General features: G+C 68.5%; 17 protein-coding genes. 12 read left to right on the top strand and 5 right to left on the bottom strand.

Annotation, left to right across the window (positions count from 1 at the left end; all coding sequences use genetic code 11):
- Nucleotides 1-290 precede the first annotated feature (290 nt).
- The 4 genes from rny to MJ785_RS02820 all read left to right on the top strand — a co-directional run bounded on the left by rny (nucleotide 291) and on the right by MJ785_RS02820 (nucleotide 5,177).
- A complete protein-coding gene (gene rny, locus MJ785_RS02835) occupies nucleotides 291-1,949 on the top strand; it encodes a ribonuclease Y (protein ID WP_239308861.1) in 1,659 nt (552 codons plus the stop codon).
- Nucleotides 1,950-2,146: 197 nt separating this feature from the next.
- Nucleotides 2,147-3,586 carry a tRNA (N6-isopentenyl adenosine(37)-C2)-methylthiotransferase MiaB gene (gene miaB, locus MJ785_RS02830; RefSeq protein ID WP_239308860.1) on the top strand — a complete coding sequence of 480 codons (1,440 nt, stop codon included), beginning with the start codon at nucleotides 2,147-2,149 and terminating at the stop codon, nucleotides 3,584-3,586.
- Between the two features lie 74 nt (nucleotides 3,587-3,660).
- Nucleotides 3,661-4,329: a hypothetical protein gene (locus MJ785_RS02825; RefSeq protein ID WP_239308859.1), complete on the top strand. Its 669-nt coding sequence runs from the start codon at nucleotides 3,661-3,663 to the stop codon at nucleotides 4,327-4,329.
- A gap of 35 nt (nucleotides 4,330-4,364) precedes the next feature.
- Entirely contained in the window at nucleotides 4,365-5,177 is an 813-nt protein-coding gene (locus MJ785_RS02820) for an alpha/beta fold hydrolase (RefSeq protein WP_239308863.1), read from the top strand.
- Nucleotides 5,178-5,231: 54 nt separating this feature from the next.
- Here the strand turns inward: MJ785_RS02820 and hflX are convergent, their stop codons facing one another.
- From hflX to lexA, 4 genes are read right to left on the bottom strand one after another with little or no spacing between them, the layout of a single operon-like run.
- Nucleotides 5,232-6,632: a GTPase HflX gene (gene hflX / locus MJ785_RS02815; protein WP_239308858.1), complete on the bottom strand. Its 1,401-nt coding sequence runs from the start codon at nucleotides 6,630-6,632 to the stop codon at nucleotides 5,232-5,234.
- Complete coding sequence (locus tag MJ785_RS02810; RefSeq protein WP_239380004.1) at nucleotides 6,629-7,576, bottom strand: EAL domain-containing protein; 948 nt, start codon at nucleotides 7,574-7,576, stop codon at nucleotides 6,629-6,631. Before MJ785_RS02810 ends, hflX begins: the two co-directional genes overlap by 4 nt.
- Nucleotides 7,577-7,625: 49 nt before the next feature.
- A complete protein-coding gene (miaA, locus tag MJ785_RS02805) occupies nucleotides 7,626-8,504 on the bottom strand; it encodes a tRNA (adenosine(37)-N6)-dimethylallyltransferase MiaA (RefSeq protein WP_239308856.1) in 879 nt (292 codons plus the stop codon).
- Nucleotides 8,505-8,542: 38 nt separating this feature from the next.
- Nucleotides 8,543-9,316, bottom strand: coding sequence for a transcriptional repressor LexA (gene lexA, locus MJ785_RS02800; RefSeq protein WP_239308855.1), 774 nt, complete (start codon nucleotides 9,314-9,316; stop codon nucleotides 8,543-8,545).
- Nucleotides 9,317-9,569: 253 nt separating this feature from the next.
- Between lexA and MJ785_RS02795 the strand changes: the two genes are divergently transcribed.
- From MJ785_RS02795 to MJ785_RS02780, 4 genes are all read left to right on the top strand, one after another.
- Nucleotides 9,570-9,875, top strand: coding sequence for a LysM peptidoglycan-binding domain-containing protein (locus tag MJ785_RS02795; protein WP_239380003.1), 306 nt, complete (start codon nucleotides 9,570-9,572; stop codon nucleotides 9,873-9,875).
- A 110-nt stretch (nucleotides 9,876-9,985) separates the two neighbouring features.
- Entirely contained in the window at nucleotides 9,986-10,435 is a 450-nt protein-coding gene (gene nrdR, locus MJ785_RS02790; protein WP_239308853.1) for a transcriptional regulator NrdR, read from the top strand.
- A gap of 122 nt (nucleotides 10,436-10,557) precedes the next feature.
- Nucleotides 10,558-13,521: a vitamin B12-dependent ribonucleotide reductase gene (locus MJ785_RS02785; protein WP_239308852.1), complete on the top strand. Its 2,964-nt coding sequence runs from the start codon at nucleotides 10,558-10,560 to the stop codon at nucleotides 13,519-13,521.
- A gap of 430 nt (nucleotides 13,522-13,951) precedes the next feature.
- Nucleotides 13,952-15,223 (top strand): RNA polymerase sigma factor, encoded by a 1,272-nt coding sequence (locus MJ785_RS02780; RefSeq protein ID WP_239308851.1) that lies wholly within the window; start codon nucleotides 13,952-13,954, stop codon nucleotides 15,221-15,223.
- A 121-nt stretch (nucleotides 15,224-15,344) separates the two neighbouring features.
- Here MJ785_RS02780 and MJ785_RS02775 read toward each other — a convergent pair whose 3' ends face one another.
- Nucleotides 15,345-17,321, bottom strand: a complete 1,977-nt coding sequence (locus MJ785_RS02775) for an acetoacetate--CoA ligase (protein WP_239308850.1) — start codon at nucleotides 17,319-17,321, stop codon at nucleotides 15,345-15,347.
- 361 nt (nucleotides 17,322-17,682) lie between these two features.
- Here MJ785_RS02775 and MJ785_RS02770 point away from each other — a divergent pair, with 361 nt between their 5' ends.
- The 4 genes from MJ785_RS02770 to MJ785_RS02755 all read left to right on the top strand — a co-directional run bounded on the left by MJ785_RS02770 (nucleotide 17,683) and on the right by MJ785_RS02755 (nucleotide 26,064).
- A complete protein-coding gene (locus MJ785_RS02770) occupies nucleotides 17,683-18,945 on the top strand; it encodes an acetoin utilization protein AcuC (protein WP_239380002.1) in 1,263 nt (420 codons plus the stop codon).
- A complete protein-coding gene (locus MJ785_RS02765) occupies nucleotides 18,942-21,731 on the top strand; it encodes a bifunctional GNAT family N-acetyltransferase/acetate--CoA ligase family protein (protein ID WP_239380001.1) in 2,790 nt (929 codons plus the stop codon). Before MJ785_RS02770 ends, MJ785_RS02765 begins: the two co-directional genes overlap by 4 nt.
- Before the next feature lie 84 nt (nucleotides 21,732-21,815).
- Nucleotides 21,816-25,010, top strand: a complete 3,195-nt coding sequence (locus MJ785_RS02760) for a SpoIIE family protein phosphatase (protein ID WP_239380000.1) — start codon at nucleotides 21,816-21,818, stop codon at nucleotides 25,008-25,010.
- A gap of 229 nt (nucleotides 25,011-25,239) precedes the next feature.
- Nucleotides 25,240-26,064, top strand: coding sequence for an ABC transporter ATP-binding protein (locus tag MJ785_RS02755; protein WP_239308846.1), 825 nt, complete (start codon nucleotides 25,240-25,242; stop codon nucleotides 26,062-26,064).
- Nucleotides 26,065-26,116: the final 52 nt, after the last annotated feature.

The following is a 26,116-nucleotide window of genomic DNA, read 5'->3' as shown; positions in this document are numbered from 1 at the left end:
AACTTCCAGCGGCGACCACTAGCATTTCTTGACCGTTCGAGAGCCGCAGACCTACTCTCACCGAAGGTGAGAGGGCTCCCGCGGTGACGCGGTTCCGATAGCGTGAAACAACTTCACACGAGGGTGGTTGGCCCGGATCGCGATGTCTGTGGACGTCGTCGCGTTCGTTTGGGCTCAACCCGGCTGTCCGCAACGACACGGGTTGAAGTTTCGGAACGGCCCGTTTCGTGGGCCCCTCGCCGCTCCGGCCCGCTAGTTGCGGGCCATGGCCGGCAGCGGGAGGAGGACCGATGGGTGTTCTCCTCGCTGTGCTTGGGGCCTGCCTGCTCGTGGGTTTGGTGGTCATAGCCGTACTGCTCGTTCGGGTATTGGGCTCGGGCGCGCTGACGGCGCATCGTCCCGGTACAGATCATGAGGAGTCGGCCGGGCTCCTTGACGCCCAACAGGCGGAGCGGGATGGCGCCGAGCTGCTACGCCGGGCTGAGGAGGGGGCACGGGCGGTGCAGGAGCGGGCGGAGGCCGAATCCGTGTTGCGGGCCTCCCTTGTTGAGGCGGAAGCACGCGAATTAGGCCGCAAGTCGGCCGAGACGTTCCGGGCGCAGGCCGAAGCGGAGGTGCGGCAGCTGCGATCCGAGCTCCACGCGCAGGATGCTCGGCTCGTCCAGCGCGAACAGCGCCTGGAGGTTCGCGCGGCCGTGATTGATGAGCAGGCACGCGAGCTCGAGACCCGAGATCGTGATCTTGCCGCTCGAGAAATTGATCTCGCCAGGCGTCGGGCTGAGCTTGTTGATCTGGAGGAGGAGCGTCGCCAGACGCTGGAGAGCGCGGCCCGGCTCACCGCGACCCAGGCGCGTGCCGAGCTTGTCAAACTTGTCGAGGCCGATGCTCGTCGAGATGCCGCCGTGCTCGTCCGCGATATTGAGGCGCAAGCTCGTGAGCAGGGCGAGGACCGGGCTCGGAAAATCGTGACGTTGGCGATTCAGCGCGTCGCCGCGGAAGCGACCACGGAATCGGTCGTTTCTGTGCTGCACCTGCCCAACGACGAGATGAAAGGCCGCATCATCGGCCGCGAGGGACGCAACATCCGCTCGTTCGAGTCGGTCACCGGGGTGAATGTCATTATCGATGACACGCCGGAGGCGGTCCTGTTGAGCTGTTTCGATCCGGTGCGGCGTGAGGTCGGGAAAATCACCTTGGAGGCCCTGGTCTCGGATGGGCGTATTCATCCACACCGCATTGAGGAGGAGTACCAAAGGGCCAGGCGTGAGGTTGAGGCTCGCTGCGTCCGCGCTGGCGAGGACGCGCTTATGCAGACCGGGATCGCGGAGATGCACCCGGAGTTGATCGCCCTGCTCGGACGCCTGCGGTATCGGACCAGCTATGGCCAAAACGTTCTCGCGCACCTTGTCGAGTCCGCCCATCTGGCGGGGATCATGGCAGCTGAGCTGCGGCTGCCACCAGCTCTGGCCAAGCGGGGAACGCTGCTGCACGATCTTGGCAAGGCGCTGACCCACGAGGTGGAGGGCAGCCATGCCCTCATCGGTGCCGAGATCGCCCGCCGTTACGGTGAGGACGAGGAGGTGGTGCATGCGGTCGAAGCGCATCACAACGAGGTTGAGCCGCGTTCGATCGAAGCCGTTCTCACCCAGGCCGCTGACCAGATTTCCGGTGGGCGACCAGGTGCTCGCCGGGAGAGCCTGGAGTCCTACGTCAAGCGCCTCGAACGCATCGAGCAGATCGCCGCTGGGCGTCCGGGCGTTGAAAGGGTGTTCGCGATGCAGGCGGGTCGTGAGGTCCGGGTGATGGTCGTCCCGGATCAGGTCGATGACATTGCCGCCCACATGTTGGCTCGTGACGTCGCCAAGCAGATCGAGGACGAGCTGACCTACCCCGGTCAGATCCGGGTCACCGTGGTCCGGGAGACCCGCGCCGTTGAGGTCGCCCGCTGATCCGCCCTACCATGATCGATGGGAGGGGGCAGCGGTGTTTCGTCATCCTGGGCGGCGAGGTCCTGCGCGCACGCACCCCGCCGCTGACCCGGGCCGCGACGGCATTGGGGCTGGCGGACCAGGAAGGTCCGGGTTGCGCACCGTAGGCTGGCTGCGTGAGTCCCCGCAGCTATCAGGTCCGGACGTTTGGCTGTCAGATGAACGTCCATGATTCCGAACGCATCGCCGGCATGCTTGAGGCCGCTGGTTACGTGCCAGCTGAAACCGGCGTTGACGTCACTCCTGATCTGGTGGTCTTCAACACGTGCGCGGTGCGGGAGAACGCCGACAACCGGCTCTATGGCAACCTCGGCCAGATGTTCCCGGCCAAGCAGCGTCACCCGGGAATGCAGATCGCCGTCGGCGGCTGCCTCGCGCAGAAGGACCGCGGGCTGATCGCCGAACGCGCGCCCTGGGTGGACGTCGTCTTCGGGACGCATAATCTCCACCGGCTGCCCGTGCTGCTGGAGCGCGCTCGGCACAACGCGGTGGCCGAGGTCGAGATCGCTGAAGCCTTGGAGGTCTTTCCCAGCGCACTTCCCGCCAAGCGGGCAGCCCATCATTCGGCCTGGGTAAGTATCAGCGTTGGCTGTGACAATACCTGCACGTTCTGTATCGTGCCGAGCTTGCGGGGCAGGGAGACTGACCGTCGGCCCGGGGAGATCCTCGCCGAGGTCGACGCCCTGGTCGCCGAGGGTGTTCTGGAGATTACCCTGCTCGGCCAGAACGTGAACTCCTATGGCCGGTCACTGGGTGACCCGGGAGCATTCGCGAAACTGCTGCGTGCCTGCGGGACGGTTGATGGCCTGGAACGGGTCCGGTTTACCTCGCCGCATCCACGCGACTTCACCGACGATGTGATCGAGGCGATGGCGGCGACGGAGGCGGTCTGCCCGCAGCTGCACATGCCGTTGCAGTCGGGATCGGACGCGGTGCTGCGGCGGATGCGCCGTTCCTATCGGCAGGACCGGTTCCTCGGGATCGTCGAGCGGGTGCGGGCGGCATTGCCCCACGCCGCGATCACCACCGACATCATTGTCGGTTTCCCTGGGGAGACCGAGGCCGACTTCGCCGACACCCTGCAGGTGGTACGCGAGGCGCGGTTCGCCAGCGCCTTCACGTTCCAGTACTCCCAGCGAGCCGGTACCCCGGCGGCGACCATGGCCGGCCAGGTGGACCGGGCAGTCGTTCAGGACCGCTATGACCGGCTGGTGGCCGTGCAGGAGGAGATCTCCTGGGAGGCCAACCGCATGCTCGTCGGCCAGCGGGTGGAGGTACTGGTCGTCGAGGGCGAGGGGCGCAAGGATGCCGCCACCGGGCGACGGTCCGGCCGCGCCCGTGACGGCCGGCTTGTCCACCTGCGGCCACCAGCTGTTTCCGACAGCGCGGACCCAGGGATACGGCCCGGTGATGTGATCGAAACTGTGATCACCAGAGGCGCGCCGCACCATCTTGTGGCGGACGATCCGCCGCTGACCCATCGACGGACCAGAGCGGGTGACCTCTGGCAGATCGCGCGGCACACACCGAGCGATGTTGGGGAGGCCGGGATGACGCGGCGGCTGACCGACCTCGGTATGCCCACGCGCCACCGGTAATGCTGCTCGCGGCGGTGACCTGCCCGCATCCACCATTGCTCATTCCCGAGGTGGCGCGAGGCGAGCCGGTAGCTGTGCGAGAACCGGCAATCCAGGCTGTTCGTCGGCTGGTCGCATGGGACCCGGACCTTCTCGTGGTTGTCGGCGATGCCCCACGAACGGCGGCATATGCGGCCGGCCAGTCGGGATCCCTGACCGGTTTCGGGGTGGCCCGCTCGGTAGTGCTGGGACAGGCGAGCCAACCTGGTCAGCGATGCCCGGACCGGCCGACGTTGCCGTTGTCGTTGACGGTCGGAGCCTGGCTGCTCGAACAGACGGCATGGCAGGGGGACGTGGCCGGATTCGGCGTGAGCGCGATGACCGTCCCGCGGGAGGCCGCCAACATCGGCGTCACGTTGGCTCAACGTGCGGCCAGGGTCGCGTTCCTGGTGATGGCGGACGGCAGCGCGCGGCGGACGGTCGGCGCTCCCGGCGGCTTTGATGAACGCGCCGCGGCTCATGACGACACGGTGGCGGCGGCGTTGGCCGCGGCTGACGCGCCCGCGTTGCTGCGGCTCGAGCCCGCTCTCTCCCGTGAGCTGATGGCGGCGGGCCGTGCCTCGTGGCAGGTGCTGGCTGGCGCGAGTCTTGTCTCCAGGCCGAGTGACACGCACGAACGGTCATGGATATCTTACGCTGAGTATGTTGGTGCGCCTTACGGTGTGGGGTACATGGTCGCCTGCTGGAAATGGGGGAGTCGCTAGTAATGCTCTTGACGTCGACGGAACTGCCACCAGGAGTGCGGCGCTTGACCTGCGCGGGTCTGGCGGCGCTGCGAGCTGGCTCACCAGCTGATCCACCGGTCGTCCTGCTGCCCGGGTACACCGGGAGCAAGGAGGACTATCTGCTGATCATGACAGAGCTGGCGCAGGCGGGGTTCAATGTCATCGCGATCGACCAGCGTGGCCAGTACGAGTCGCCGGCCGCTGATCCGGAACGAGACTGCATGGTCGAGGCACTGGCTGTGGATGTAGGGCGCGTGGTCGACGAGATCGGCCGGCCGGTGCATCTGCTCGGCCATTCCTTTGGCGGTCTGGTCGCCCGTGCCGCGGTCATTAACCGGCCTTCGGTCATGGCCAGCCTGGTGTTGCTCAGCTCGGGCCCCGCTGGCATCGTCGGCGCCCGCCGGATCGCGTTGCGAGCCATGCGGATCGTCTACGACCGCAGCGGTCGCGACGCGGTGTGGGCCGCGGTACGCGTCGCGGACACCACCGTCTATCCACCGGGTGGTTTGGAGTTCCTTGAGCGCAGGTTCTTCGCCAGCAGCGACATTGGCCTGCGGGTCATGGGTGAGCAGCTCCTTGACGAGCCTGACCGGGTCGGCGAGCTCGCGGCTGTGATCCGCGAGGCCGCCGCGCCTGTTCTGGTTGCGCACGGCATCGCCGATGACGCCTGGCCGCCGCATCTGCAGGCGGACATGGCCGCGCGTGTCGGCGCCCGCTACGAAGTGATCCCTGACGCCGCGCACTCACCCGCGACCGAAAATCCACCGGCTACCGCGGCGGTGCTGATCGATTTCTGGCGCGAGGCCGTCGGCCAGCGGGCGGCATAGCTATACGGGCGGTATAGCTATCGAGCTCGACCGGTCGGCTTGCCCATCCGTTTTTCAGGCTGGTTCGAGCTGGAACACGGCGAGCTGGGCGGCGAGGCCGACCGGTACCCGAGCCCGCAGAACGGTGCCGTCCGCTGTGTGCCCGAGATCGAGGACCTCGCCGTCGGCGTAGACCCGGGACACCAGATCCCCGCGGGCGAAGGGCACCAGCACACGCACGTCAACCGCGGGGTGCGGTACATGTTCGGTCAGCGCCTCCACCAGGGTGGTCAGGCCCTCGCCGGTGCGGGCCGACACGAAGACCGCGGTTGGGATTTCTCGGCGTAGCCGAGCCAGTACCTCCGGGTCAGCCAGGTCGGTTTTGTTCACCACGATCAGCTCGGGGACGTCACCGGCGTCGACGTCGTTGATCACCGTGCGGACAGCCGAAATCTGTGACATCGGATCGGGATGCGAACCATCGACCACGTGCAGGAGAAGATCGGCGTCCGCGACCTCCTCCAAGGTCGAGCGGAACGCCTCGACGATCTGGTGCGGCAGATGGCGGACGAAGCCAACGGTGTCCGCGAGGGTGAAGATCCGGCCGTCCGGGAGCGTGGCCCGCCGTACCGTTGGATCAAGCGTGGCGAACAGCGCATCCTCGACGAGCACGCCCGCGCCGGTCAGGCGGTTGAGCAGCGAGGACTTGCCGGCGTTGGTGTACCCGGCGATCGTGACCGCGGGTACACTGCTGCGTTGCCGTGAGGACCGCTTCGTCGCCCGGACCGTCTTCATGTCGGCGAGTTCCCGGCGGAGTTTGGCCATGCGCGCGCGCAGGCGCCGCCGGTCGGTTTCGATCTTTGTTTCACCGGGCCCCCGGGTGCCGATGCCGCCGCCGGACCGTGACATCGACTCACCCCAGCCGCGCAGCCGCGGCAGCATGTACTGCAGTTGAGCAAGCTCGACCTGCGCCTTGCCTTCCCGGGAGGTCGCGTGCTGGGCAAAAATATCCAGGATCAGCGCGGTCCGGTCGATGACCTTGACCTTTACGACATCCTCCAGCTGGCGCAGTTGGCCCGGGGTCAGTTCCCCGTCACAGACAACGGTGTCGGCGCCGACAGCGGCAACGACCTCGCACAGTTCCCGGGCCTTGCCGGAACCGACGTAGGTCGCGGCGTCGGGAGTGTCACGGCGCTGGACGAGCGCGTCCAGGATGACCGAGCCCGCCGTAGTCGCGAGTGCCGCGAGCTCGGTCATGGAGGTCTGGACGTCGGTGGCGGTCCCGGCGGTCCACACGCCGATGAGGACGACTCGTTCCAGCCGGAGCTGGCGGTATTCGACCTCGGTGACGTCGTCGAGTTCGGTCGTCAGACCCGGAACTCGGCGTAGGGCCGCTCGATCGACGAGATCGAGTCCCTCGCCGGTGGCGTCGAAGAACTGGTCGCGGATGGTGTCCTCAACGGCGGGAAGCGTCATATTTGCCCTTCTCTGACACACGGTTGCATCCGGATGGTCGATCCGTGCTCAGCCGGCACCGGCGGGGGCGCGCATCGGTACGGTGGCGGCGTGGCGGGACGTGGGGCGGGAAGACGCCGCGGATGGACCGATCGCTGCTGCCACCGGTCTGGCCGGCCGCGGCCGAGGGCGATCATCCGGGCGTCGTCGGTGGGAACGGGCGGGCAGAACAGCCGGCCGGCGCCGCGGTCACAGTTCATCGCCGCCAACCTGGATGCGATGACGGCGCTGTCGACACCTTCTGCCGCCACCATCAGCCGGCGTCGGTGAGCCAGCGTAATGATCGAGGCCAGAACGGCTTCACCTTCCAGGTCCCGTTGCATCGCATGAAGGAACCGACCGTCGATCTTCACCATGTCCAGCGGCAGGACATCAAGAGTCGACATCGAAGCATACCAGGTGCCGAACCCGTCAACGCCGATCGCTGGCCCGAACGAGCGTAACTGGGCCAACAGGCGGGGGACCCCGATGTGCGCCAGCCCAAGAGTCTGTTCGGTGAACTCCAGCCCGAGGGCTCCCGGCGGCAGCCCCCGGCCACGCACGAGGTGTTCCACCTCGGCCGCGAAATCCGGCCGGATCAGCTGGTCGGCGGTGACGTTCACCCACAGGCGAGGTGGGCGGATCGTGGTCCCTGAAGCCATCTCGTGCCACGTCCGAGCCTCCGTCACAGCGGTCCGCAGCACCCAGCGGCCGACCTGTTCGGACAGGCCGGCCGCTTCGGCGACCGGCATGAACTGTGACGGGCGCATCAACCCACGATCGGGATGCTGCCAACGCAGAAACGCCTCCATCGCCGGGACCGACCCGTTGTGCAGGTCAACCTCGGGTTGGTAATGCAACTGCAACGATCCGTCGTCGAACGCGGCGCACAGGGCCGGGACGAGGTTCAGCTCGAGCGCGGTCACAGATGTCTCCAGACGCCGGGATGAACGGGTCGCCGGTACCCATCGCATGTCAGGCTGAGCTGACCATGCCCGCCACCTGATCGACGTCGGGATGGTCTAGCCAAATTATGCGGGGATCGCGGCGAAACCACGACCTTTGTCTGCGGACGAATCGGCGCGTCGCGGCAATGGTCGCGAGCCGGGCGGCTTCGCTGGATTCGATCTCGCCATCCAGCCACGCCAGGACCTGCGCGTAGCCCAGGGCGCGTGAGGCGGTGCGTCCTTTGCGCAGGCCCAGACCGGCGAGCGTCTGGACCTCTTCGACCATGCCGGCAGCCCACATCGCCGCCACGCGGTCGGCGACTCGGATATCAAGGTCATGATGGTCGAGGCCGATCTGGACGACGTCATAGACCGCGCGGTGTTCCGGTAGGGAGGCGGCGAAGCCGCCGGTGAGCTCCAGCACTTCCAGCGCGCGCACGATGCGGCGACCATTGCTGGCCAGGATGGCGGCAGCCGCTTTCGGCGCCCGCGCGGTCAGGTCGGCGTGCAACGCGGCCGCCCCACGTTCGGACAGTTCCTGTTCAAGGCGCGCGCGTACCGCCGGGTCGGTGCCGGGAAACCTGAGGTCGTCGATGACAGCCCTGAGGTAGAGCCCTGAGCCGCCGACGAGCACCGGGGTCCGGCCGGCACTGAGCAGATCGTCGATGACGGTTCGTGCTCTGGCCTGGTAGGAGGCCACGTCGGCGGTATGGGTGATTTCCCAGATGTCAAGCAGATGGTGCGGGACGCCTCTGCGCTCCCGCGTCGGTACTTTGGCTGTGCCGATGTCCATGCCGCGGTAAAGCTGCATGGAGTCGGCATTGACGACCTCACCGCCGAGTACGGCGGCAAGGTCGATCGCAAGTTCGCTTTTGCCGGCCGCCGTCGGCCCGACGACCGCCACCATGCGTCCGGCTTTCTCCCGGTCGGCACAGCCAGCCACGATCAGACCCGGCGCAGAACCGCGACGATCCGGCCGAGGATCGCCGCCTCGTCACCCGGAATATCGGCATAGGCCGGGTTCTGCGGTTGAAGCCATGCATGGCCATCACGGTGACGCAAGGTCTTGACCGTGGCCTCACCATCGATCATTGCGGCGACGATCTCGCCGCTGTCCGCGACCGGCTGTTGCCGGACGACCACCCAGTCCCCGTCGCAGATCGCGGCATCGACCATGGAATCCCCGACAACGCGCAGCATGAACAGGGTGCCCTCGCCGACGATTTCGCGGGGAAGAGGGAAGATCTCCTCAACCGCCTGTTCGGCAAGAATCGGTCCGCCCGCCGCGATGCGGCCGAGGACGGGTACGTAGGCCGCGTCGCGATGGCCGTCCGACGGGACCACCGATCCGTCGGCACCGGCAGCCGGCATCGCTGGTGCCCCGAGACGGAGGCTGTCGCGTGCCGCCGGGCGGACCGGTGCGTCCGCGGAAAGTACCTCCATGGCCCGCGGGCGGTGGGGGTCACGCCGTAGGAAGCCCTTCTCCTCCAGCATCCTGAGCTGATGCGCGACGCTGCTTGTGCTGGTCAGCCCGACCGCTTGGCCGATCTCGCGCACGCTGGGGGGGTATCCGCGGCGCTCGACGGCATTGCGGATCACCTCCAGCACCTTGCGCTGGCGGGGGGTCAGGCCCGACGCGTCCGCCGGCCCGTCCGGCAGGTCGCGCACGCTGCCGCGTGGTGGCCGGCCACGTCGGGTGCGGTTGGGGTCGGTGGTCATACCTGCCGTTCTCCTTCGTTTCGCGGTCGTGGCAGACTCCGCTCCCGGCGGACCCAGTGGTTTTGCCGGGAACCGGCGCTGGTGGTCACAACCGACATCTCATCGGTACGACCGTAACTGCCGTGACCGAATTTCTCAAACGTCTGTTCGAGCGTGTCGTGGCGATTCCGTCGGGGTCGTGCGGTAGAAACTCGATCGGGAGTTCGATCGAACGGATGTTCGTTGTTTGCGATCTCGGAGGTTGAAGGAGTGTGTGGTGGAGAGGTCGGCTGAGCCTCCGCTGAGGTTGACCAGGAGGGGTCGGGCGGTCCTGGTCGTCCTCGTCGCGGCTGTCTTCTGTCTGGTCCTGTCTCTCGCGCGGGTGACCTCGTTGGCCTCGTCGCGTGGGGGTGGCGGGCCGGCGCGTGTTCATGTGGTCCAGTCCGGGGAGACCCTGTGGGGGATAGCGCGTGGGCTGGCGCCCGAGGGTGACACCCGGGTGGTTGTGGCGCGGCTGGCCGGTATGAATCAACTCGGCACCACCGATCTTGTTCCGGGCCAGGCGCTTCGCCTGCCCTGACCGTTGGACACGCCGGCGGGTTTGCCAGGTCGTGGTGGCTGACTCTATCGTCCACCACAACATGTGGTAGTTACGAAGGTGTAAGTCATCAAGATTTTGGGGGATCGTCCGTGCGATGCCCGTTTTGTCGACACCCGGACAGCAGGGTTGTCGACAGCCGCGAGACCGAGGAAGGTGCCGTGATCCGCCGTCGGCGATCGTGCTCGTCCTGCGGCCGCCGGTTCACGACGATCGAGGAGGCATCACTGCGGGTCATCAAACGCAGCGGGGTCACCGAGCCGTTCAGCCGCGCGAAGGTGGTGGCGGGGGTACGCCGGGCGTGCCAGGGCCGACCGGTGGAGACGGACGCGCTGGCCCAGCTTGCTCAGTTGGTCGAGGACACGCTGCGTGCGTCCGGAGCGGCCGAGATTCCCTCGGACGAGATCGGCCGAGCGATTCTCGGCCCACTGCGAGATCTTGACGAGGTCGCCTACCTGAGGTTCGCCTCGGTGTACCTGGCCTTCGACTCCCTGGCGGACTTCGAGACCGCGATCGCCGGTCTTCGGACGCAGGCCAGGTAGTTCACCAGCTGGTTACGGCGTGTTTCGGAAGTCGTCGTTCGATCAGGGAGCCGCGTCCAGGTGGCTGCCGAAACACGCCCTAGTCGCCGCCCTAATGCCGTATCCGCCAGACGAGGAGCGCCATGACCGAGACCCGCGGCACGAAGTCGACCCGGCCCGCTGGTAAGACCACCGGCCTGAAAGTAGGACGTGTCTACACGTCGCCCGGCGTACATCCCTACGACGAGGTCACCTGGGAGCTGCGGGACGTCGTGATGACCAACTGGCGGGACGGTTCGGTCAACTTCGAGCAGCGCGGGGTGGAGTTCCCTGACTTCTGGTCGGTGAACGCCACGAACATCGTCACGAGCAAGTACTTCCGCGGCGCGTTGGGCGCTGCCACGCGCGAATGGTCACTGCGCCAGCTCATCGACCGGGTCGTGCGCACCTACGCGGCCGCCGGGCAGCAGAACGGGTACTTCGCGTCGGAGACCGACGCCGAGGTCTTTGCGCAGGAGCTGACCTGGATGCTCCTGCACCAGGTCTTCAGCTTCAACAGCCCCGTGTGGTTCAACGTCGGCACCTCGGCACCGCAGCAGGTCTCGGCCTGTTTCATCCTGTCCGTCGACGACACGATGGAGTCGATCCTCAACTGGTACCGGGAAGAGGGCCTGATCTTCAAAGGTGGCTCGGGTGCCGGGCTGAACCTGTCACGCATCCGCTCGTCCAGGGAGCTGCTCTCCTCCGGCGGTACCGCGTCCGGCCCGGTCAGCTTCATGCGTGGAGCCGACGCCTCGGCCGGGACGATCAAATCAGGTGGCGCGACCCGGCGAGCCGCGAAGATGGTCGTGCTTGACGTCGATCACCCCGACATCGTCGACTTTGTCGAGAGCAAGGCCCGTGAGGAGAGCAAGATCCGAGCGTTGCGGGATGCCGGCTTCGACATGGACCTCGGCGGCCGTGACATCGTCTCGGTGCAGTACCAGAACGCCAACAACTCGGTTCGGGTGACGGACGAGTTCATGCGGGCGGTGCTCGACGGCACCGACTTCCACCTGCGGGCCCGGATCGACGGGCGGATCATCGAGACCATCGGGGCGCGGTCGCTGTTCCGCACCATCGCGCAGGCCGCGTGGGACTGCGCGGATCCCGGGATCCAGTACGACGACACGATCAACGACTGGCACACCTGCCCGGAGTCCGGCCGGATCAGCGCCAGCAATCCGTGCAGCGAGTACGTGCACCTGGACAACTCCAGCTGCAACCTGGCCTCGCTGAACCTGATGCGGTTCCTGCGCGACGATCTGACCTTCGACGCGGAGGCGTTCGTCGCCGCCGTCGAGCTGGTCATCACCGCGATGGACATCTCGATCTGTTTCGCTGACTTCCCGACCCCGGAGATCACCCGGGTGACCCGGGCGTTCCGCCAGCTCGGGATCGGCTACGCAAATCTCGGTGCGCTGCTCATGGCGACAGGCCGCGCGTATGACTCCGAGGGCGGCCGGGCAATGGCTGGCGCGATCACCGCGCTGATGACCGCGGCGGCCTACCGGCGCTCGGCGCAGCTCGCGGGCGTCATGGGGGCGTACGACGGCTTCGCGCGCAACGCTGAGGCCCATCGCCGGGTGATCCGTAAGCACGCCGCCGCGACGGACACGGTCCGCAACGCCGGAGCGGATGATGCCCGGGTGCTCGCCCTGGCCGCCGCTGAATGGGCCCGTGCGCACGCCTTGGGCGAGAAGCACGGATGGCGTAATGCGCAGGTCAGCCTGCTCCCTCCGACCGGCACGATCGGGTTGGCGATGGACTGCGACACCACCGGCATCGAGCCCGACCTCGCGCTGGTGAAGATGAAGAAGATGGTGGGCGGATCGAGCATGCGGATCGTCAACCAGACGGTTCCCGCCGCGCTGCGGGCTCTCGACTACGCGGAGGAGACGGTCGAGGCGATCGTCGAGTACGTGGCCGAGCACGGCCATGTCATCGACGCCCCGGGCCTGCGCCGCGAGCACTACGAGGTGTTCGACTGCGCGATCGGCGAGCGGGCGATCAGCCCCATGGGGCATATTCGGATGATGGCGGCGGTCCAGCCGTTTCTGTCCGGAGCTATTTCGAAGACTGTCAACATGCCGTCCTCGGCGACGGTCGAGGACGTCGAGCGGATCTACCTCGAGGGCTGGCGGCTCGGGCTGAAGGCCCTGGCCATCTACCGGGACAACTGCAAGGTCGGCCAGCCGCTGTCCGACCTGCGTGGCGCGAGGAGGTCCGCGGGAGCGGTTGCGGGCACCGGCACGGCGGCCGCGCTGGCTGTCGGCGGGCCGCCGGAGGAGTACCAGCCCGTCCGTCGCCGCCTACCGAAGATCCGGCCTTCCCGGACGGTGTCCTTCTCCGTCGGTGGCGCGGAGGGCTACATGACCGCCGGGTCCTATCCCGATGACGGTCTCGGCGAGGTCTTCATCAAGATGTCGAAGCAGGGCTCCACCCTGTCAGGTGTCATGGACGCGTTTTCCATTGCGATCTCGATCGCGCTTCAGTACGGTGTCCCGCTGGACGCCTACGTCCGCAAGTTCATCAACATGCGTTTCGAGCCGGCCGGCATGACCGACGACCCGGATGTCCGGATGGCGCAGTCCGTGATGGACTACCTCTTCCGCCGCTTGGCGCTGGACTACCTGCCCCAGGAAACCCGCGCGGAACTCGGTGTGCTGAGCGCCCAGGAGCGGGCGCGTCAGCTCACCGGGCAGTATGGCGGGCCGGGCGCGGTGGACGTATCTGATGCTCTCGTGGAGCCGGCGTCGGCGTCGGCGTCAGTAGCGTCAGCTCCGGAGCCGGTCGACACGGTCGGCGCCGAGCTCTCCACTGACCGGTTGACCGGAGCTGACCCAATGACGGAGGCGCGGCAGGCCGGGCACGAGCATGCCTTCCCGGTTGTGCGGTCGATGGTCCAGCTGCGGGGCTCGCTGCCGGCGGAGGTCCCGGTGGGAGAGTCGCTGTCGGCGCAGAACGCCGTGGACGCGCCGCTGTGTTTCACCTGCGGGGTGACCATGCGGCCGGCCGGTAGCTGCTACGTGTGCGAGCAATGTGGCTCCACCAGCGGCTGTAGCTAGTGGTCGCCGCGCCGCGCCCGCGGTACCACTCTCGAATTCTGATCAACGGACCCCTGTTTGGCGCGAATGGTCACTGCGCGGCGGGTGCGGCGCCATACCGTAACCACCCTTATGGGTTTCGATGGAGGTTGGTGCTGTATTGGCGATTTGTTGTTCCTGGGCTCGGTATTGACATCGTGGCCGCGGAGACCTGAAGAGCGGGCCTGAAGAGATAGTTAGTTATTCGCGACACACCGGCCGGTCCGCAGGGTAGTCTTCGCGACAGCGGGTGCGGCGTCCCGAGAGCGAGGGTCTACACTGCTTCGTAGACCCGGCGATCGCTTACGTCCGGTTGTGTCTGAACGCGGAATGGGAGGGACGCCGTCAGGCGTTGCCCATACGTGCAAGCACCAAGACCCGCCACCCGCACCGACCTTCGGATCTGCTACTGATGACGCTGCCTGCCCTGGAACTTCATGAGCGCCCCGACGAGCCGCGTACGCGTGCCACAAGTACGCGGCGCACCCGTCGGTCGGCCACTCCTGCACGCACGGTGCCCGGCCGTGGCCTGGCCGCCGTGCCCGATGATACCGACGAACTCGACGTTACTCAGGTCGCCGAGCTTGTCGCGCGTGGGCGCGAATCCGGCGAATTGAGCCGCGCCGAACTTCGCGAAGCGCTCGAGACCGCTGACCTCGGTCTTGAACTACTTCCCGTTCTGACTGCCCGGTTGACAGCCCTTGGCGTCGAGGTTCTCGACGAGGAGGAGTCAACAGGTGGAGCACCGGCTGCCCGCGCAACCTCGGAGCATGCCGGAACGGCCGATCTCGTGCGCATGTACCTGCGCGAGATCGGCAAGGTACCCCTGCTCAACGCCGCGCAGGAAGTCGAGCTGTCCAAGCGGGTCGAAGCCGGCCTGTTTGCCGAGTACAAGCTGGACACTGACTCCGACCTGGAGCCGGCGCTGCGGCGCGATCTCGGGACCCTGGTCCGGGACGGGCATGCGGCAAAACAGCAGCTGGTCTCGGCGAACCTGCGCCTGGTGGTTTCGGTCGCCAAGAAGTACAGCGGTCGTGGCATGACCCTGCTCGACCTGGTTCAGGAGGGAAACCTCGGGCTGATCCGCGCGGTCGAGAAGTTCGACTACGCCAAGGGCTACAAGTTCTCGACCTACGCCACCTGGTGGATCAGGCAGGCGATCGGTCGGGCACTGGCCGATCAGGCCAGGACGATCCGGATCCCGGTCCATGTCGTCGAGCAGATCAACAAGATCACTCGGCTGCAGCGCCAGCTCGTCTCCACACTCGGTCGGGAACCGACTGACGAGGAGCTGGCTCTGGAGCTCGACATGCCGATCGAGCAGGTCGTCGAACTGCGCCGGTACGCCCAGGACACGGTCAGCCTGGAGACCGCGGTGGGCGACGACGGGGATTCGGTCCTCGGTGACTTCATCGAGGATGCGGATGCCACCTCTCCCGCGGACGCCGCCTCCTACGGCGCCATGCAGGACGAGATCGAGGGCGTGTTGAGTGGGCTCACACCGCGTGAACGTGAGGTCATGCGGCTGCGCTTCGGCCTCGCCGACGGCAAGCAGCACACGCTTGCCGAGGTCGGTAACCGTCTCGGGCTGACCCGTGAGCGGATTCGCCAGATTGAGCGCGACACCCTTCGCGAACTGCGTAAGCCGGCGGTCGCGAGCAGGTTGCGCGAGTTTCTCGACTGACGCATCCGGGGATGTAGCGCGTCCGGGATGTAGTGCGTCGTCGTGGTGGAGATCCCCTGCCCGGTCACCGGGCAGGGGATCTTTTTTTGGCGCGAAGGCGAGGGCTGCCGGCCGCCGCCGGTCAGCTGGCCGCGGGCGGGATGAACGGCAGCAACGCCTCGGGATTGGCGACCATGCCGAGGTTGACGGCCTGCTCCAGGGCTGCACCCAGCAGCAGGCGCCGAACCGGCACTTCCAGTTTCTTGCCGTTGTAGGTGCGGGGAATCGCGGAGACCTGTTCGACGCGGTCAGGCACATGCCGGGGGCTCAGCTCCCTTCTGATCGTCGTCAGCAGGGAGCTGATGAAGGAGTCGGCAAGCGTTCCGTTGTCGTCCAGCACGACGTACAGCACGAGCTCACCTGGCCGCTCGGCGGTCGAGGTATCGATGATCATGCTGTCCGCCACGCCGGGGATGCTGTCCAGCACCTGGTAGAACTCGGCGGTACCCAGCCGGACTCCGCCGCGCTTCAGGGTCGCGTCCGAGCGGCCATATATGATCATTGATCCGGTGGGGGTGATCCTGGCCCAGTCACCGTGGCGCCATACGCCGTGGTAGGTCGAGAAGTAGGACGCGCGCAGCAGCGAGCCGTCATCGTCGCCCCAGAAGAAGAGCGGCATCGAGGGCATGGGCGCGGTGAGCACCAGTTCGCCGATCTCGTCGACGAGTTCCTTGCCGTCGCCGTCGAAGATGCTCACCGCGCACCCGAGCCCGCGCATGGAGATCTCCCCGGCGTGCACTGCCAGCGTGGGCAGGCCCGCCGCGACCGCCGTGCACATGTCCGTGCCGCCGCTGACCGACGAGAGCATCAGGTCGGAGCCGACCGCGTCGTACACCCAGGCGTACCCGGCGGGGGACAACGGCGAGCCGGTGGAACCGATGGTACGTATCGCGGAGAGGTCGGCGATCTCCCGCGGGACGATGCCCGAGCGTTCACACGCGGCCAGCAGGCCTGGACTTGCTCCCAGGCAGGTGATGCGGACGGCCTCGGCGAGCCGCCACAGGGTCCCCAGGTCGGGGAACTTCGGGCTGCCGTCGAAAAGCACGACGGTCGCCCCGGTCAGCAGGCCGGACACGAGCAGGTTCCACATCATCCAGCCGGTGCTCGTCACCCACAGGAAGCGATCGTCAGGTCCCAGATCGAGATGGAGTACCAGCGACTTGAGGTGTTCCAACAGGATTCCGCCATGGCCCTGCACGATCGGTTTCGGGCGGCCGGTCGAACCCGAGGAGTACAGGATCCACAGCGGCGAGTCGAAGGGGACCCGGTGGAAGGCGGGGACCTGGTCATCGCAGCCGGCGAGCAGGTCCGCCCAGGAGATGACAGCCGGTAGGTGGGCCTTGTGGGCACGCTCGACGGCATCCGCGGCCAGGTATGGGATCACGACCATTGCCCGCAGGTCTGGCAGACGGTCGGCCACGCCACCGAGCGCGCCGAGCGTGTCAAAGGACTTTCCGCCGTAGGTGTAGCCGTCCACCCCGATGAGTACCGTTGGGGTGATCTGAGCGAAACGGTCGGCAATAGCGGAAGACCCGAAATCCGGGGAACAGCACGACCAGACCGCGCCGACGCTGGTCGCGGCGAGCATGGCCACCACGGCATGGACGCAGTTCGGCAGCACGGCGCAGACCCGGTCGCCGGGACGCACACCCAGGCGCCGCAGCCCCGCCGCGGCCGCCGCGACCTCGCGGCGAAGTTCGTCCCAGGAGACCACGGCGGTGGTCGAGTCCTCGCGGACGGCGATCACCGCGGGTGCGGGGCCATGTCGCGTTAAAGCGTTCTCGGCATAGTTCACGCGGGCGGTCGGGAACCACTGAGCGCCCGGCATCCGGGCGTCGGCAAGGGCAGGGCCGTCCCCGCGCTCGCCCTCGACCGCGCAGAAATCCCAGATCGAGTCCCAGAACCCGTCAAGGTCGTCCACCGACCACTGCCACAAAGCCGTGGCACCGCTCAGCTTCCGGTCGCGTTCGGTGGCCAGCCAGTCCAGATAGGCGGTGACCCCGGCGGCGCGGACCCGCTGCGGAGATGGCGTCCACAACCGCCGTCCCGCGATATCCATCCTGGGCCCGGCATCTGGCGCAATCTCGTGTTCATCATCGTGTCCAACAGCCACGGACTCAGACCCTAACGAATACGGGAGGCCGAAATGGTCCACTCGACGGCCGGGGTGCGTCGAAAAAATCACGCCGTGCGACCAGCCGCCGCCTTTGGCCTGGTTGGCCTGGTCGGCGGGCCTGGCCGGAGTGGCCGGATGGCCGGACTGGCCGGACTGTGCCGCTGGCGACGCCGCGTCCCCTATTGCCGGTCGCTCGTGGAGCGCCCGGCAATAGGACTGTCCGGCTCGCGGCCTTGCCAGCAGCCACCTGGACGCGGTTCCCTGATCGAACGACGGCTTCCGCAACACGCCGTAGGGTCGAATCATGGGCAGTGCTTCGCGGCCGAACGGTTCCGCTGACGGTGGTGATCCCGGGCCAACACTGGTCATGTGGGATTCCGAGCTGGCTGATTACGGCTTCGGGCGCGGACACCCGCTGCATCCCGTGCGGCTCGAGCTGACCATGGATCTCGCCGCGCGTACCGGCGTGCTGGACGGCCCCCAGGTGGCGGTCCGGCCGCCTCAGCTCGCGACGGATGAGTTGATCGAACTTGTGCACGATCCCGCGTACGTGCAGGCGGTGCGCCAGGCGCCGCGGTACGCCGCGCGCGGATTGGCGACCATGTTCGGTCTGGGAACGCCGGACAACCCGGTCTTCGAGTCCATGCACACCGCCGCCGCTCGGATTACCGGTGGGACGCTGGCCGCGGCCGAGGGCGTGTGGACGGGACGGCACGGCCATGCCGTGGCTCCCGCGGGCGGGCTCCACCATGCGATGCGTCTCGCCGCCAGTGGGTTCTGCGTCTACAACGACCCGGCGGTGGCGATCGCCTGGTTGCTGCGCAACGGGGCCGCTCGGGTGGCCTACGTCGACGTCGACGTTCATCACGGTGACGGTGTCCAGACCGCTTTCTACGATGACCCACGGGTACTGACGATCTCCTTGCACCAGTCCGGCCGGACCCTGTTTCCCGGCACCGGTTTCCCGGACGAATCCGGGACAGGGGAGGCCAGCGGTATGTCGGTCAACGTCGCGCTGCCGCCGCGCACCGGAGACGCCGGATGGCTGCGGGCGTTCAGCGGGGTGGTTCCGGTGCTGCTGCGTGAGTTCGCCCCTGAGATCCTGGTCACCCAGCACGGGTGTGACACACATTTCCTCGATCCGCTCGGGGATCTGACACTGTCGGTCGACGGACAGCGTGCTTCCTACCAGGCCCTGCACGATCTGGCACATGACGTGTGCGGCGGACGATGGGTTGCCTGCGGGGGCGGTGGCTATGCGCTCGCGTCGGTGGTGCCACGCGCCTGGACGCACCTGCTGGCCATTGCCGGCCACGTGCCGCTGGACTGCTCGCGGTCGCTGCCGCAGGAGTGGCGGCACACGGCTGACGCCCGCGTGCGGGAGGCCACCGGCGCGGCCGTCGCTGGCGGTCCCACGCCCGACCGTTTCGGCGACGGCGTCGACATCGCCTTCCATCCCTGGGAGGCAGGCGAGGGTGATCCGGATGACCCCCTGGACCGGGCGGTGGCGGCCACCCGGCGAGAGATCCTTCCGCTGCATGGTCTCGACCCCCTCGTCGACAGATGAGTGACACCGTGCCGCCGAGCCATGACGACGGGATGCGGGCCGACGCCGGGGCGAGCTACCCGGCGAGGTGGGAGGCGGACGTCATCCTCGCTGACGGGGGTACTGCCCGGCTTCGTCCGGTCATACCTGGTGACGGTGAGCGGCTGCGCGCGTTCTGGGGCCGTCTGTCGATGCGCAGCATCTACTTCCGCTACTTCAGCGCACGCGGGCCGCTCACCGATACCGACATCCGGCGGATGACCGTTGTCGACCAGTGGGTGCGTGGGGCCTTGGTCGCGCTCATCGGGGACGAGATCGTGGCCATCGCCCACTGGGAGGGCGCACCGGCGCCGGCGGCCGAGCATGATCGGACGGATGCGGAGGAGCCGCCACCGGGGGCGCGGCGGCCGGCGTTGGCCGCGGAGGTCGCTTTTCTCGTAGAAGACGCCCACCAGGGACGCGGCCTCGGATCGGTCCTGCTGGAACATCTGGCGGCGGCGGCGTCCGAACGCGGGATCCGTCGTTTCGACGCCGATGTGCTCAGCGAGAACCGTCAGATGATCGGGGTTTTTCTGGACGCTGGTTACAGCGTGTCACGAGCGTGGGATAGTGGGGCGGTCCGGCTGTCCTTTGAGATCGCACCCACGCAGACCTCGGTGGACGTCATGCGTGCCCGTGAGCACCACGCGGAGGCCGCGTCGATCGTCCGGCTGCTGCACCCGCGGTCCGTCGCGGTGATCGGGGCTTCCCGGGATCGCGACGCGGTGGGGCACACGGTCTTCCGGCACCTGTTGGCCGGTGGGTTCGCCGGCCCGGTCTATCCGGTCAACCCCGCCGCGGCTGACGTCGGGGGCGCGGTCGCCTCGGTACGGGCGGTCGCCTCGGTGGCCGACATCGACGGCCCGGTGGACCTGGCCGTGGTGTGCGTGCCACCGCCTAACGTGCCCGAGATCATAGACCAGTGCGGCCGTAAGGGCGTCCGCGGTCTGGTGGTGCTCACCGACCTCGGCGACTACCAGGCGGAGATCGAGGTCACAGCCGCGGCCCGCGCATTCGGCATGCGTGTGGTGGGGCCGGCGAGCCTGGGCATCCAGAACCTCGCCACCGGGCTCAACGCGTCGTTGGCAGGCCGGATGCCCGCGCCCGGGCGGGTCGGCTGCTACTCACAGTCCGGCCCGCTCGGCGCGGCGCTGCTGGAGGCGGCGGCTGCCCGCGGGGTTGGGCTGTCCTGTTTTGTCTCAGCGGGTGACCGGGTCGACGTGAGTGGCAACGACCTTCTGCAGTTCTGGGAGGAGGATCCAGCCACCGACGTGGTCTTCATGCACGTGGAGACCTTCGGCAACCCGCGGAAGTTCGCCCGGCTCGCCCGCCGGGTCGGACGGCGCACGCCGGTCGTGGTGGTGACCAGCGGCCGCTCGCCCCTGGATGACGCGTTACTGCGTCAGACGGGCGTGATCAGGGTTGATCGGATCTCCCAGGGCTTCGATGTGGCGCTGCTGCTGACCGCCCAGCCGCTGCCGGCCGGGCGGCGGGTCGCGGTCGTCGGCGACTCCCGGGCGCTGGTCTGGCTGACCTGCCAGGCCGCGGAGGCGTCCGGGCTCGCGGTGGAGCGGATCCTGCTGCCGGGTGGCACCCCGCCCGAGATGTTCACCGAGGTTCTCATCGACGCGGCTGGCCGTGCGGACGCGCTGATCGCGACGGTGGTGCGGCTGGCGCCGGCTGAACCCGGCCCGGTCGCGAGGGCGGTCGCGGCCGCCGCGAAGGTTGTCGACGTGCCCGTCCTCGCGACGGTTCTGGGCACCGAGGTACCACCGGATCTCGCTGGCGTGCCGGGTTATCCGTCGCCGGAGGGCGCCGTGGCGGCCTTGGTGCGGGCCGTCTCATACGCTGCGTGGCGCGCGGAGCCGGCCGGCTCGGTGCCTGAGATCACCCGGCGGGCCAAGGCGGCCCGTACGCTGCTCGCCGGCGTTTCCGGTCCGCTCGACGAGGACCGGGTGGCCGATCTGCTCGACTGTTACGGCATCGACGTCCAGCCGTTCAGCACGGTCACGTCCGCCGATGAGGCGGTACTGGCCGCGGAACGGCTCGGGTGGCCGGTGGCCCTCAAAGCGCGTGCCCGCCCGTATCGGCACCGCCCCGAGCTCGGCGGGCAGCGGCTCGACCTGTTCGGCCCGGCGGCGTTGCGGACCGCCTGGTCGTCGATGCTGGCGCGGCTCGGTGACGGGAACGGCGGTGACGCACAGCTCGCCGCCAATGGGTCATTCGTCGTGCAGCGGATGGCCCCGGCAGGGGTCGCGGTGGTGGTCGGTTCCCTCGAGCATCCGCGATACGGGCCGCTGGTGTCCTTCGGGCTGGCTGGGCCCGCCACCGATCTGTTGGGTGACCGTGCCCACCACATCCTGCCGCTCACCGACTCCGACGCGGCGCGGCTGGTGCGGTCGGTCCGGGCCGCCCCCCTGCTGTTCGGTTACCGGGGAGCGGAGACCGTCGACGTCGCAGCCCTTGAGCTGCTGCTCATGCGGGTCGCGCGGCTCGCGGACGACCTGCCGGAGGTGGCATCCCTCACGCTGAACCCGGTCATTGTCTCGAAGTCGTCGGTCACGGTGTTGTCCGCGGAGGCCGTCGTGGGCCGCGGGCTGCCCCGCGCGGACGCTGGGCCGCGCAAACTGTGGGCACCCACGCCAAAGCACGGACTGGACGACGCCAGCGGGTATGTCCATGAAGATGCTCCGGAGGTGACCGGATCCGCACGCGACGTCGGAGCTGTCCCGGGCCCGGGGACGCTCCATGGCGGAGCGTGTTCGTGACCGGGTGGCAACCAGACGATGGCCGGAAATGTCAGGGGTAGGGCATTGAGCACAACGTTGCCCCACCGTCCACAATCTTTTCCCATGACGACGCCGTTCCTCGAGGAGCCGTCCGGACCTTCGTCGGCTGGGTCGACCGGCGATCGGGCCGACGACGACGGTGATGGCGAGCCCCGCGGGCGCGGCCCAGTGGCTGGCGGCGAGGGCACGAACGGCGCGGCGGAGCCGATTGTCGAGCTCCTGACGGCGCTCGTCGCCCAAGCGCCGGTCGGTCTCGCCCTCTACGACACCGCGGGGCGTTATGTGCGGGTCAACGACGTCCTGGCCAGGTTGAACGGCCGCCCTGCCGCGGAGCACATCGGTCGCACCACAGCGGAATTGCTGGGGGACATCGGCCGCGAGATGGACGAGGTGCTTCAGCGGGTGGTCACCACCGGTGATCCCGTGGTGGACCTGGAGGTCAGTGTCGCGGCCGACGGCCCGCAGCCGCCGCGGACCTGGACTGTCAGCTGGTACCCGGCGACCGATGCCCGCGGCGCGCTGCTCGGCGTGGCCTTCGTCGCCACGGATATCACCGCGTTGAGCGACGCCCGTGGCGAGGCGGCCCGCGGTGAGGCCAGGTGCCAGGCGCTGGTCGAGGCTGTGGCCGCGGACGTCTTCCACACGGATGCCCATGGCGGCCTGGACGTCGACCTGCCGCGGTGGCGAGCGATCACGGGCCAGCGGCGTGCGGAGATCGTCGGATTCGGCTGGCTTGACGCGGTGCACGCCGAGGACCGCGACCGGGTCGCGCGGGCCTGGCGGCAGGCGGTCGAGCGGCGCGGCGTCTTTGAGACGGAGTTCCGCCTCGCCGGTGCGGACGGCACGGATCACATCCTCGCCCTGCGGCTCCTGCCGGTTACAAGCGATGATCATTTGGTCGAGTGGGTGGGCACGAGCCGTGACGTCACCGAGGCACGCGCGGCCGCCAGCGCCCACAGCGCGCTGGCGGCGCGTGCGCGGAGCGCGGCTGAATGGAACGAGCGCCTGCGGCTCGTCACTGCCGCGTTGTCGCGCGCGGTGACCGTCGACGAGGTGGCCACCGTCGTGCTCGAAGCCGGGCAGCAGGCCTTGGACGCGGCCGGCAGGGGGGCGGCGTTGGTCGACCAGAGCAGCGGCTGCCTGCGCTTCCGGTCCCTGCTCGGCTATCCGCCATGGTTCGTCAGCAGCTGGTCTGACATCAACCTGGGCGCGATCCACCCGCTGTCGGAGGCCATTCGAGGTGGTCGCGCGTTGTTTCTGTCCGGCCGGGCGGAACTCGCCGGACGCTGGCCCGTGCCAGCGCTGGTCGCGAGCGTCACCGATGCCGATGAGCACGCGTGGGCGGTACTTCCACTGGCTACCACCGACGCCCCGTTCGGCGCGCTGTTTTTCGGTTTCCGCGCGCCGCGCGAGTTCTCGCCGGAGGACCGCGCCTTCCTGACCGCGCTTGCCGACCAGTGCGCCCAGGCGTTCGAGCGCGCCACGCTGTTCGAGCGGGTTCTCGCCGAGGCACAGGCGAGCCGCCGGGCGGAGGAGATGGCACGGATCGCCGAGGGCGCCGCGCGAGAGGCAGGCCGCCGCCTGGAACTACTGGCCCGCGCGACCGGAGCGGTCTCGAGCGCGCTCGAGCCCGAGCGGGCTCTGCGGGCACTCACCGATGTCGTTGTCAGCGAGCTCGCTGATTCCTGCGCGGTGTATCTGCTGGGGCCGGCCCAGCCGGCCGGCTCCAGCCAAAGCGATCAGGACGAGCCCGCCGGGGCAACCGCCGTGCCGCCGGGTGCCCCGGTCCTGCGGCGGGCGGCCGCCGCTGTCCGTCCCGGCCTCACCCGGCTGCCGATGCCGCGGGCCCGTACCGGTCCGTGGCCGGACGACAGCCCGGTCACCCTCGCCGCGCTCACCGGGCACAGCCGTATCGAACCGCTGAGCGGCGCGTCGTGGTTGTCATCCACGGAGATGGCCCGCTGGATGCGGCACGTGGGGGCACACACCCTCGCCGCCGTGCCGCTGATCCTGCGCGGCCAGGTGGCGGGTGTGCTCAGCCTCATGGCAGCCGGGGACCGTGCGCCCTTCACCGGGGCGGACGTCGCGTTCCTGGAGGAACTCGCGGCGCGCGCCGCGGTCGCGGTCGAGCACGCCGAGCTCTATCGCCATAGCCGGGACACCGCGCTGACGCTGCAACGCAGTCTCCTGCCGTTGACCGTGGCCGAGCCTGAGGGGCTTGAGATCGCTGCCCGCTACGTGCCGGGCGTTGCCGACACCGAGGTAGGCGGTGACTGGTTCGATGTCATCGACCTCGGCGCGGGCCGGGTGGGGCTGGTCATCGGTGACGTCATGGGCCGGGGGGTCCGGGCAGCGGCGATCATGGGCCAGCTGCGGACCGCGGTGCGGACCTGCGCGCGCCTGGAACTGTCGCCATACGAGGTGCTGACGCTGCTGGACAGCATCGTCTGCGAGATCGACGAAGGCCAGATCGCGACCTGTATCTACGCTGTCGTCGAACCACACACCGGCCTGCTGACGCTCGCCAACGCGGGCCATCCGCCACCCCTGGTCGTCGCCCCGGACGGGCTGGTGTCGCGGCTCTACATGGAGGCCGGTACCCCGCTGGGCCTCGGCCGCGGTGACATCAGGGAATACACCGTCCGGCTGCACCGGGGAGCGTTGCTGGTGCTGTTCACCGACGGGCTGGTGGAAAGCCGGGATCGTGACATCGACACAGGGGTGTCAGACCTGGCGGCGGTGCTCTCGCGCCAGGGCGGATCGGTGGCCAGCCGGGCGGACCACGCACTGGCCGCGCTCGGCCGGGCGCAGGGCCACGACGACGATGTGGCGCTGCTGCTGGTCGGGCTTGCTGACAGCGACTCAGGCGGGGCGGCCCGGTTCGCCGAGATCGCTGTACCGGCGGGGCCGGCCGGTCTGGGCGAGGCCCGTGGGCACGCCCACGACCTGCTGACGGTGTGGTCGGTGGAGGCCGACATCACCGACTCGGTGGTGCTGCTGATGTCCGAGCTTGTCACCAACGCGCTGGTGCACGGCCGGCCCCCGCTGTCCGTGCGGCTGCGCCGGACCGCGTCGAGAGTGATCGTGGAGGTCGCGGACGGTGATCCGCGGCTGCCCCGGCGGCGTCATGCGGACTTTGACGACGAGGGCGGTCGTGGCCTTGAACTGGTATCCCTGATCGCTTCCCGGTGGGGGACACGTCCGGCCGGCTCGGGAAAGATCGTGTGGGCGGAGATCTCCGCTCCATTGTCACTGTAAGAGCGCCCGGCAACAGGGGTGTGGATCAAGGAGCGGAGCTGGGGTGCGTGCCCTGGCCCCGCGACGCCGCGTCCCCTCTTGCCGGTCGCTCTAAGTAGTCGTCGGCGGCCGGTGGCGGTTACCGGCGAGGCCACCGGCTCGCCGATCCATCGAGAAGTAGGTCACCATCCACGCTGGCGCCGCGGCCCGGCCGGAGCTGCACCGCGATGCGTCGCGTACCGTGAGGCCCGTGGCGGATGCGGTGGTACGCCTGGACGCGGTAACTGTTGTACGGGACGGCGCTTTGCTGCTTTCCGACATCCACTGGAGTGTCGCGGACGGTGAGCGTTGGGTCATTCTCGGGCCGAACGGTGCCGGGAAGACAACCCTGCTTCAGGTGGCGGCGGGCCGGGTTTTCCCTACGCGGGGAACGGTGGACCTACTCGGTGATCGGCTTGGCGAGCGGGATGTCTTCGATGTCCGCGGGCGGGTGGGCCTGACAAGCTCCGCCGTGGCCGACATCCTGCCCGCGAGCGAACGTGTTGTCGACGTGGTCATGACGGCGGCCTGGAACGTGGTCGGCCGCGCCGGGGAAAAGTACAGCGACGTTGACCTGAGGCGAGCGCGGGATCTGCTGGTCCAGGTCGGGTGCAGAAATCTCGTCGAGCGGCGATACGGCACTTTGTCCGAAGGGGAGCGCAAACGCGTCCAGATCGCGCGTGCGCTGATGACGGACCCCGAGCTGCTGTTGCTGGATGAACCAGCGGCAGGGCTCGATCTGGGTGCCCGTGAGGCCCTGTTGAGACGCCTTACCCGGTTGGTCGCCGATCCGCTGTCGCCCGTGACGGTCATAGTCAGCCATCACGTCGAGGAAATTCCGCCGGGTATCACGCACGCCCTGCTGCTGCGCGCCGGCAGGGTGGTGGCGGCTGGGCCCGCCGGGGCGGTGCTGACCGGGCCGGAGCTGTCAGCGTGCTTTGGCATTCCCCTCGAGGTCGTGGCCGGTGGCGGTCGCTTTGCCGCGCGGATGACGCCTGTCTTCGACGCTCCGGCGCCTACCTCGACGTCCGCCTGAACAGCGACCGGCAACAGGACTGCCCGGCTCCGCGCCGCCTGGGCCTGAGCGC

Source organism: Protofrankia sp. CiT1 (assembly GCF_917627335.1).
GTDB lineage: Bacteria > Actinomycetota > Actinomycetes > Frankiales > Frankiaceae > Protofrankia.
The sequence above is the reverse complement of the archived record's forward strand: the minus strand, read 5'-3'. Positions and strand labels throughout refer to the sequence as shown.

Coding starts and splice junctions, on each gene's coding strand:
- MJ785_RS02780 (WP_239308851.1), top strand. CDS start 13,952: ATGACGCTGCCTGCCCTGGAACTTCATGAGCGCCCCGACGAGCCGCGT.
- MJ785_RS02785 (WP_239308852.1), top strand. CDS start 10,558: ATGACCGAGACCCGCGGCACGAAGTCGACCCGGCCCGCTGGTAAGACC.
- MJ785_RS02765 (WP_239380001.1), top strand. CDS start 18,942: ATGAGTGACACCGTGCCGCCGAGCCATGACGACGGGATGCGGGCCGAC.
- miaA (WP_239308856.1), bottom strand. CDS start 8,504: ATGGTGGCGGTCGTCGGGCCGACGGCGGCCGGCAAAAGCGAACTTGCG.
- rny (WP_239308861.1), top strand. CDS start 291: ATGGGTGTTCTCCTCGCTGTGCTTGGGGCCTGCCTGCTCGTGGGTTTG.
- MJ785_RS02775 (WP_239308850.1), bottom strand. CDS start 17,321: ATGGATATCGCGGGACGGCGGTTGTGGACGCCATCTCCGCAGCGGGTC.
- lexA (WP_239308855.1), bottom strand. CDS start 9,316: ATGACCACCGACCCCAACCGCACCCGACGTGGCCGGCCACCACGCGGC.
- miaB (WP_239308860.1), top strand. CDS start 2,147: ATGAACGTCCATGATTCCGAACGCATCGCCGGCATGCTTGAGGCCGCT.
- MJ785_RS02770 (WP_239380002.1), top strand. CDS start 17,683: ATGGGCAGTGCTTCGCGGCCGAACGGTTCCGCTGACGGTGGTGATCCC.
- hflX (WP_239308858.1), bottom strand. CDS start 6,632: ATGACGCTTCCCGCCGTTGAGGACACCATCCGCGACCAGTTCTTCGAC.
- MJ785_RS02760 (WP_239380000.1), top strand. CDS start 21,816: ATGACGACGCCGTTCCTCGAGGAGCCGTCCGGACCTTCGTCGGCTGGG.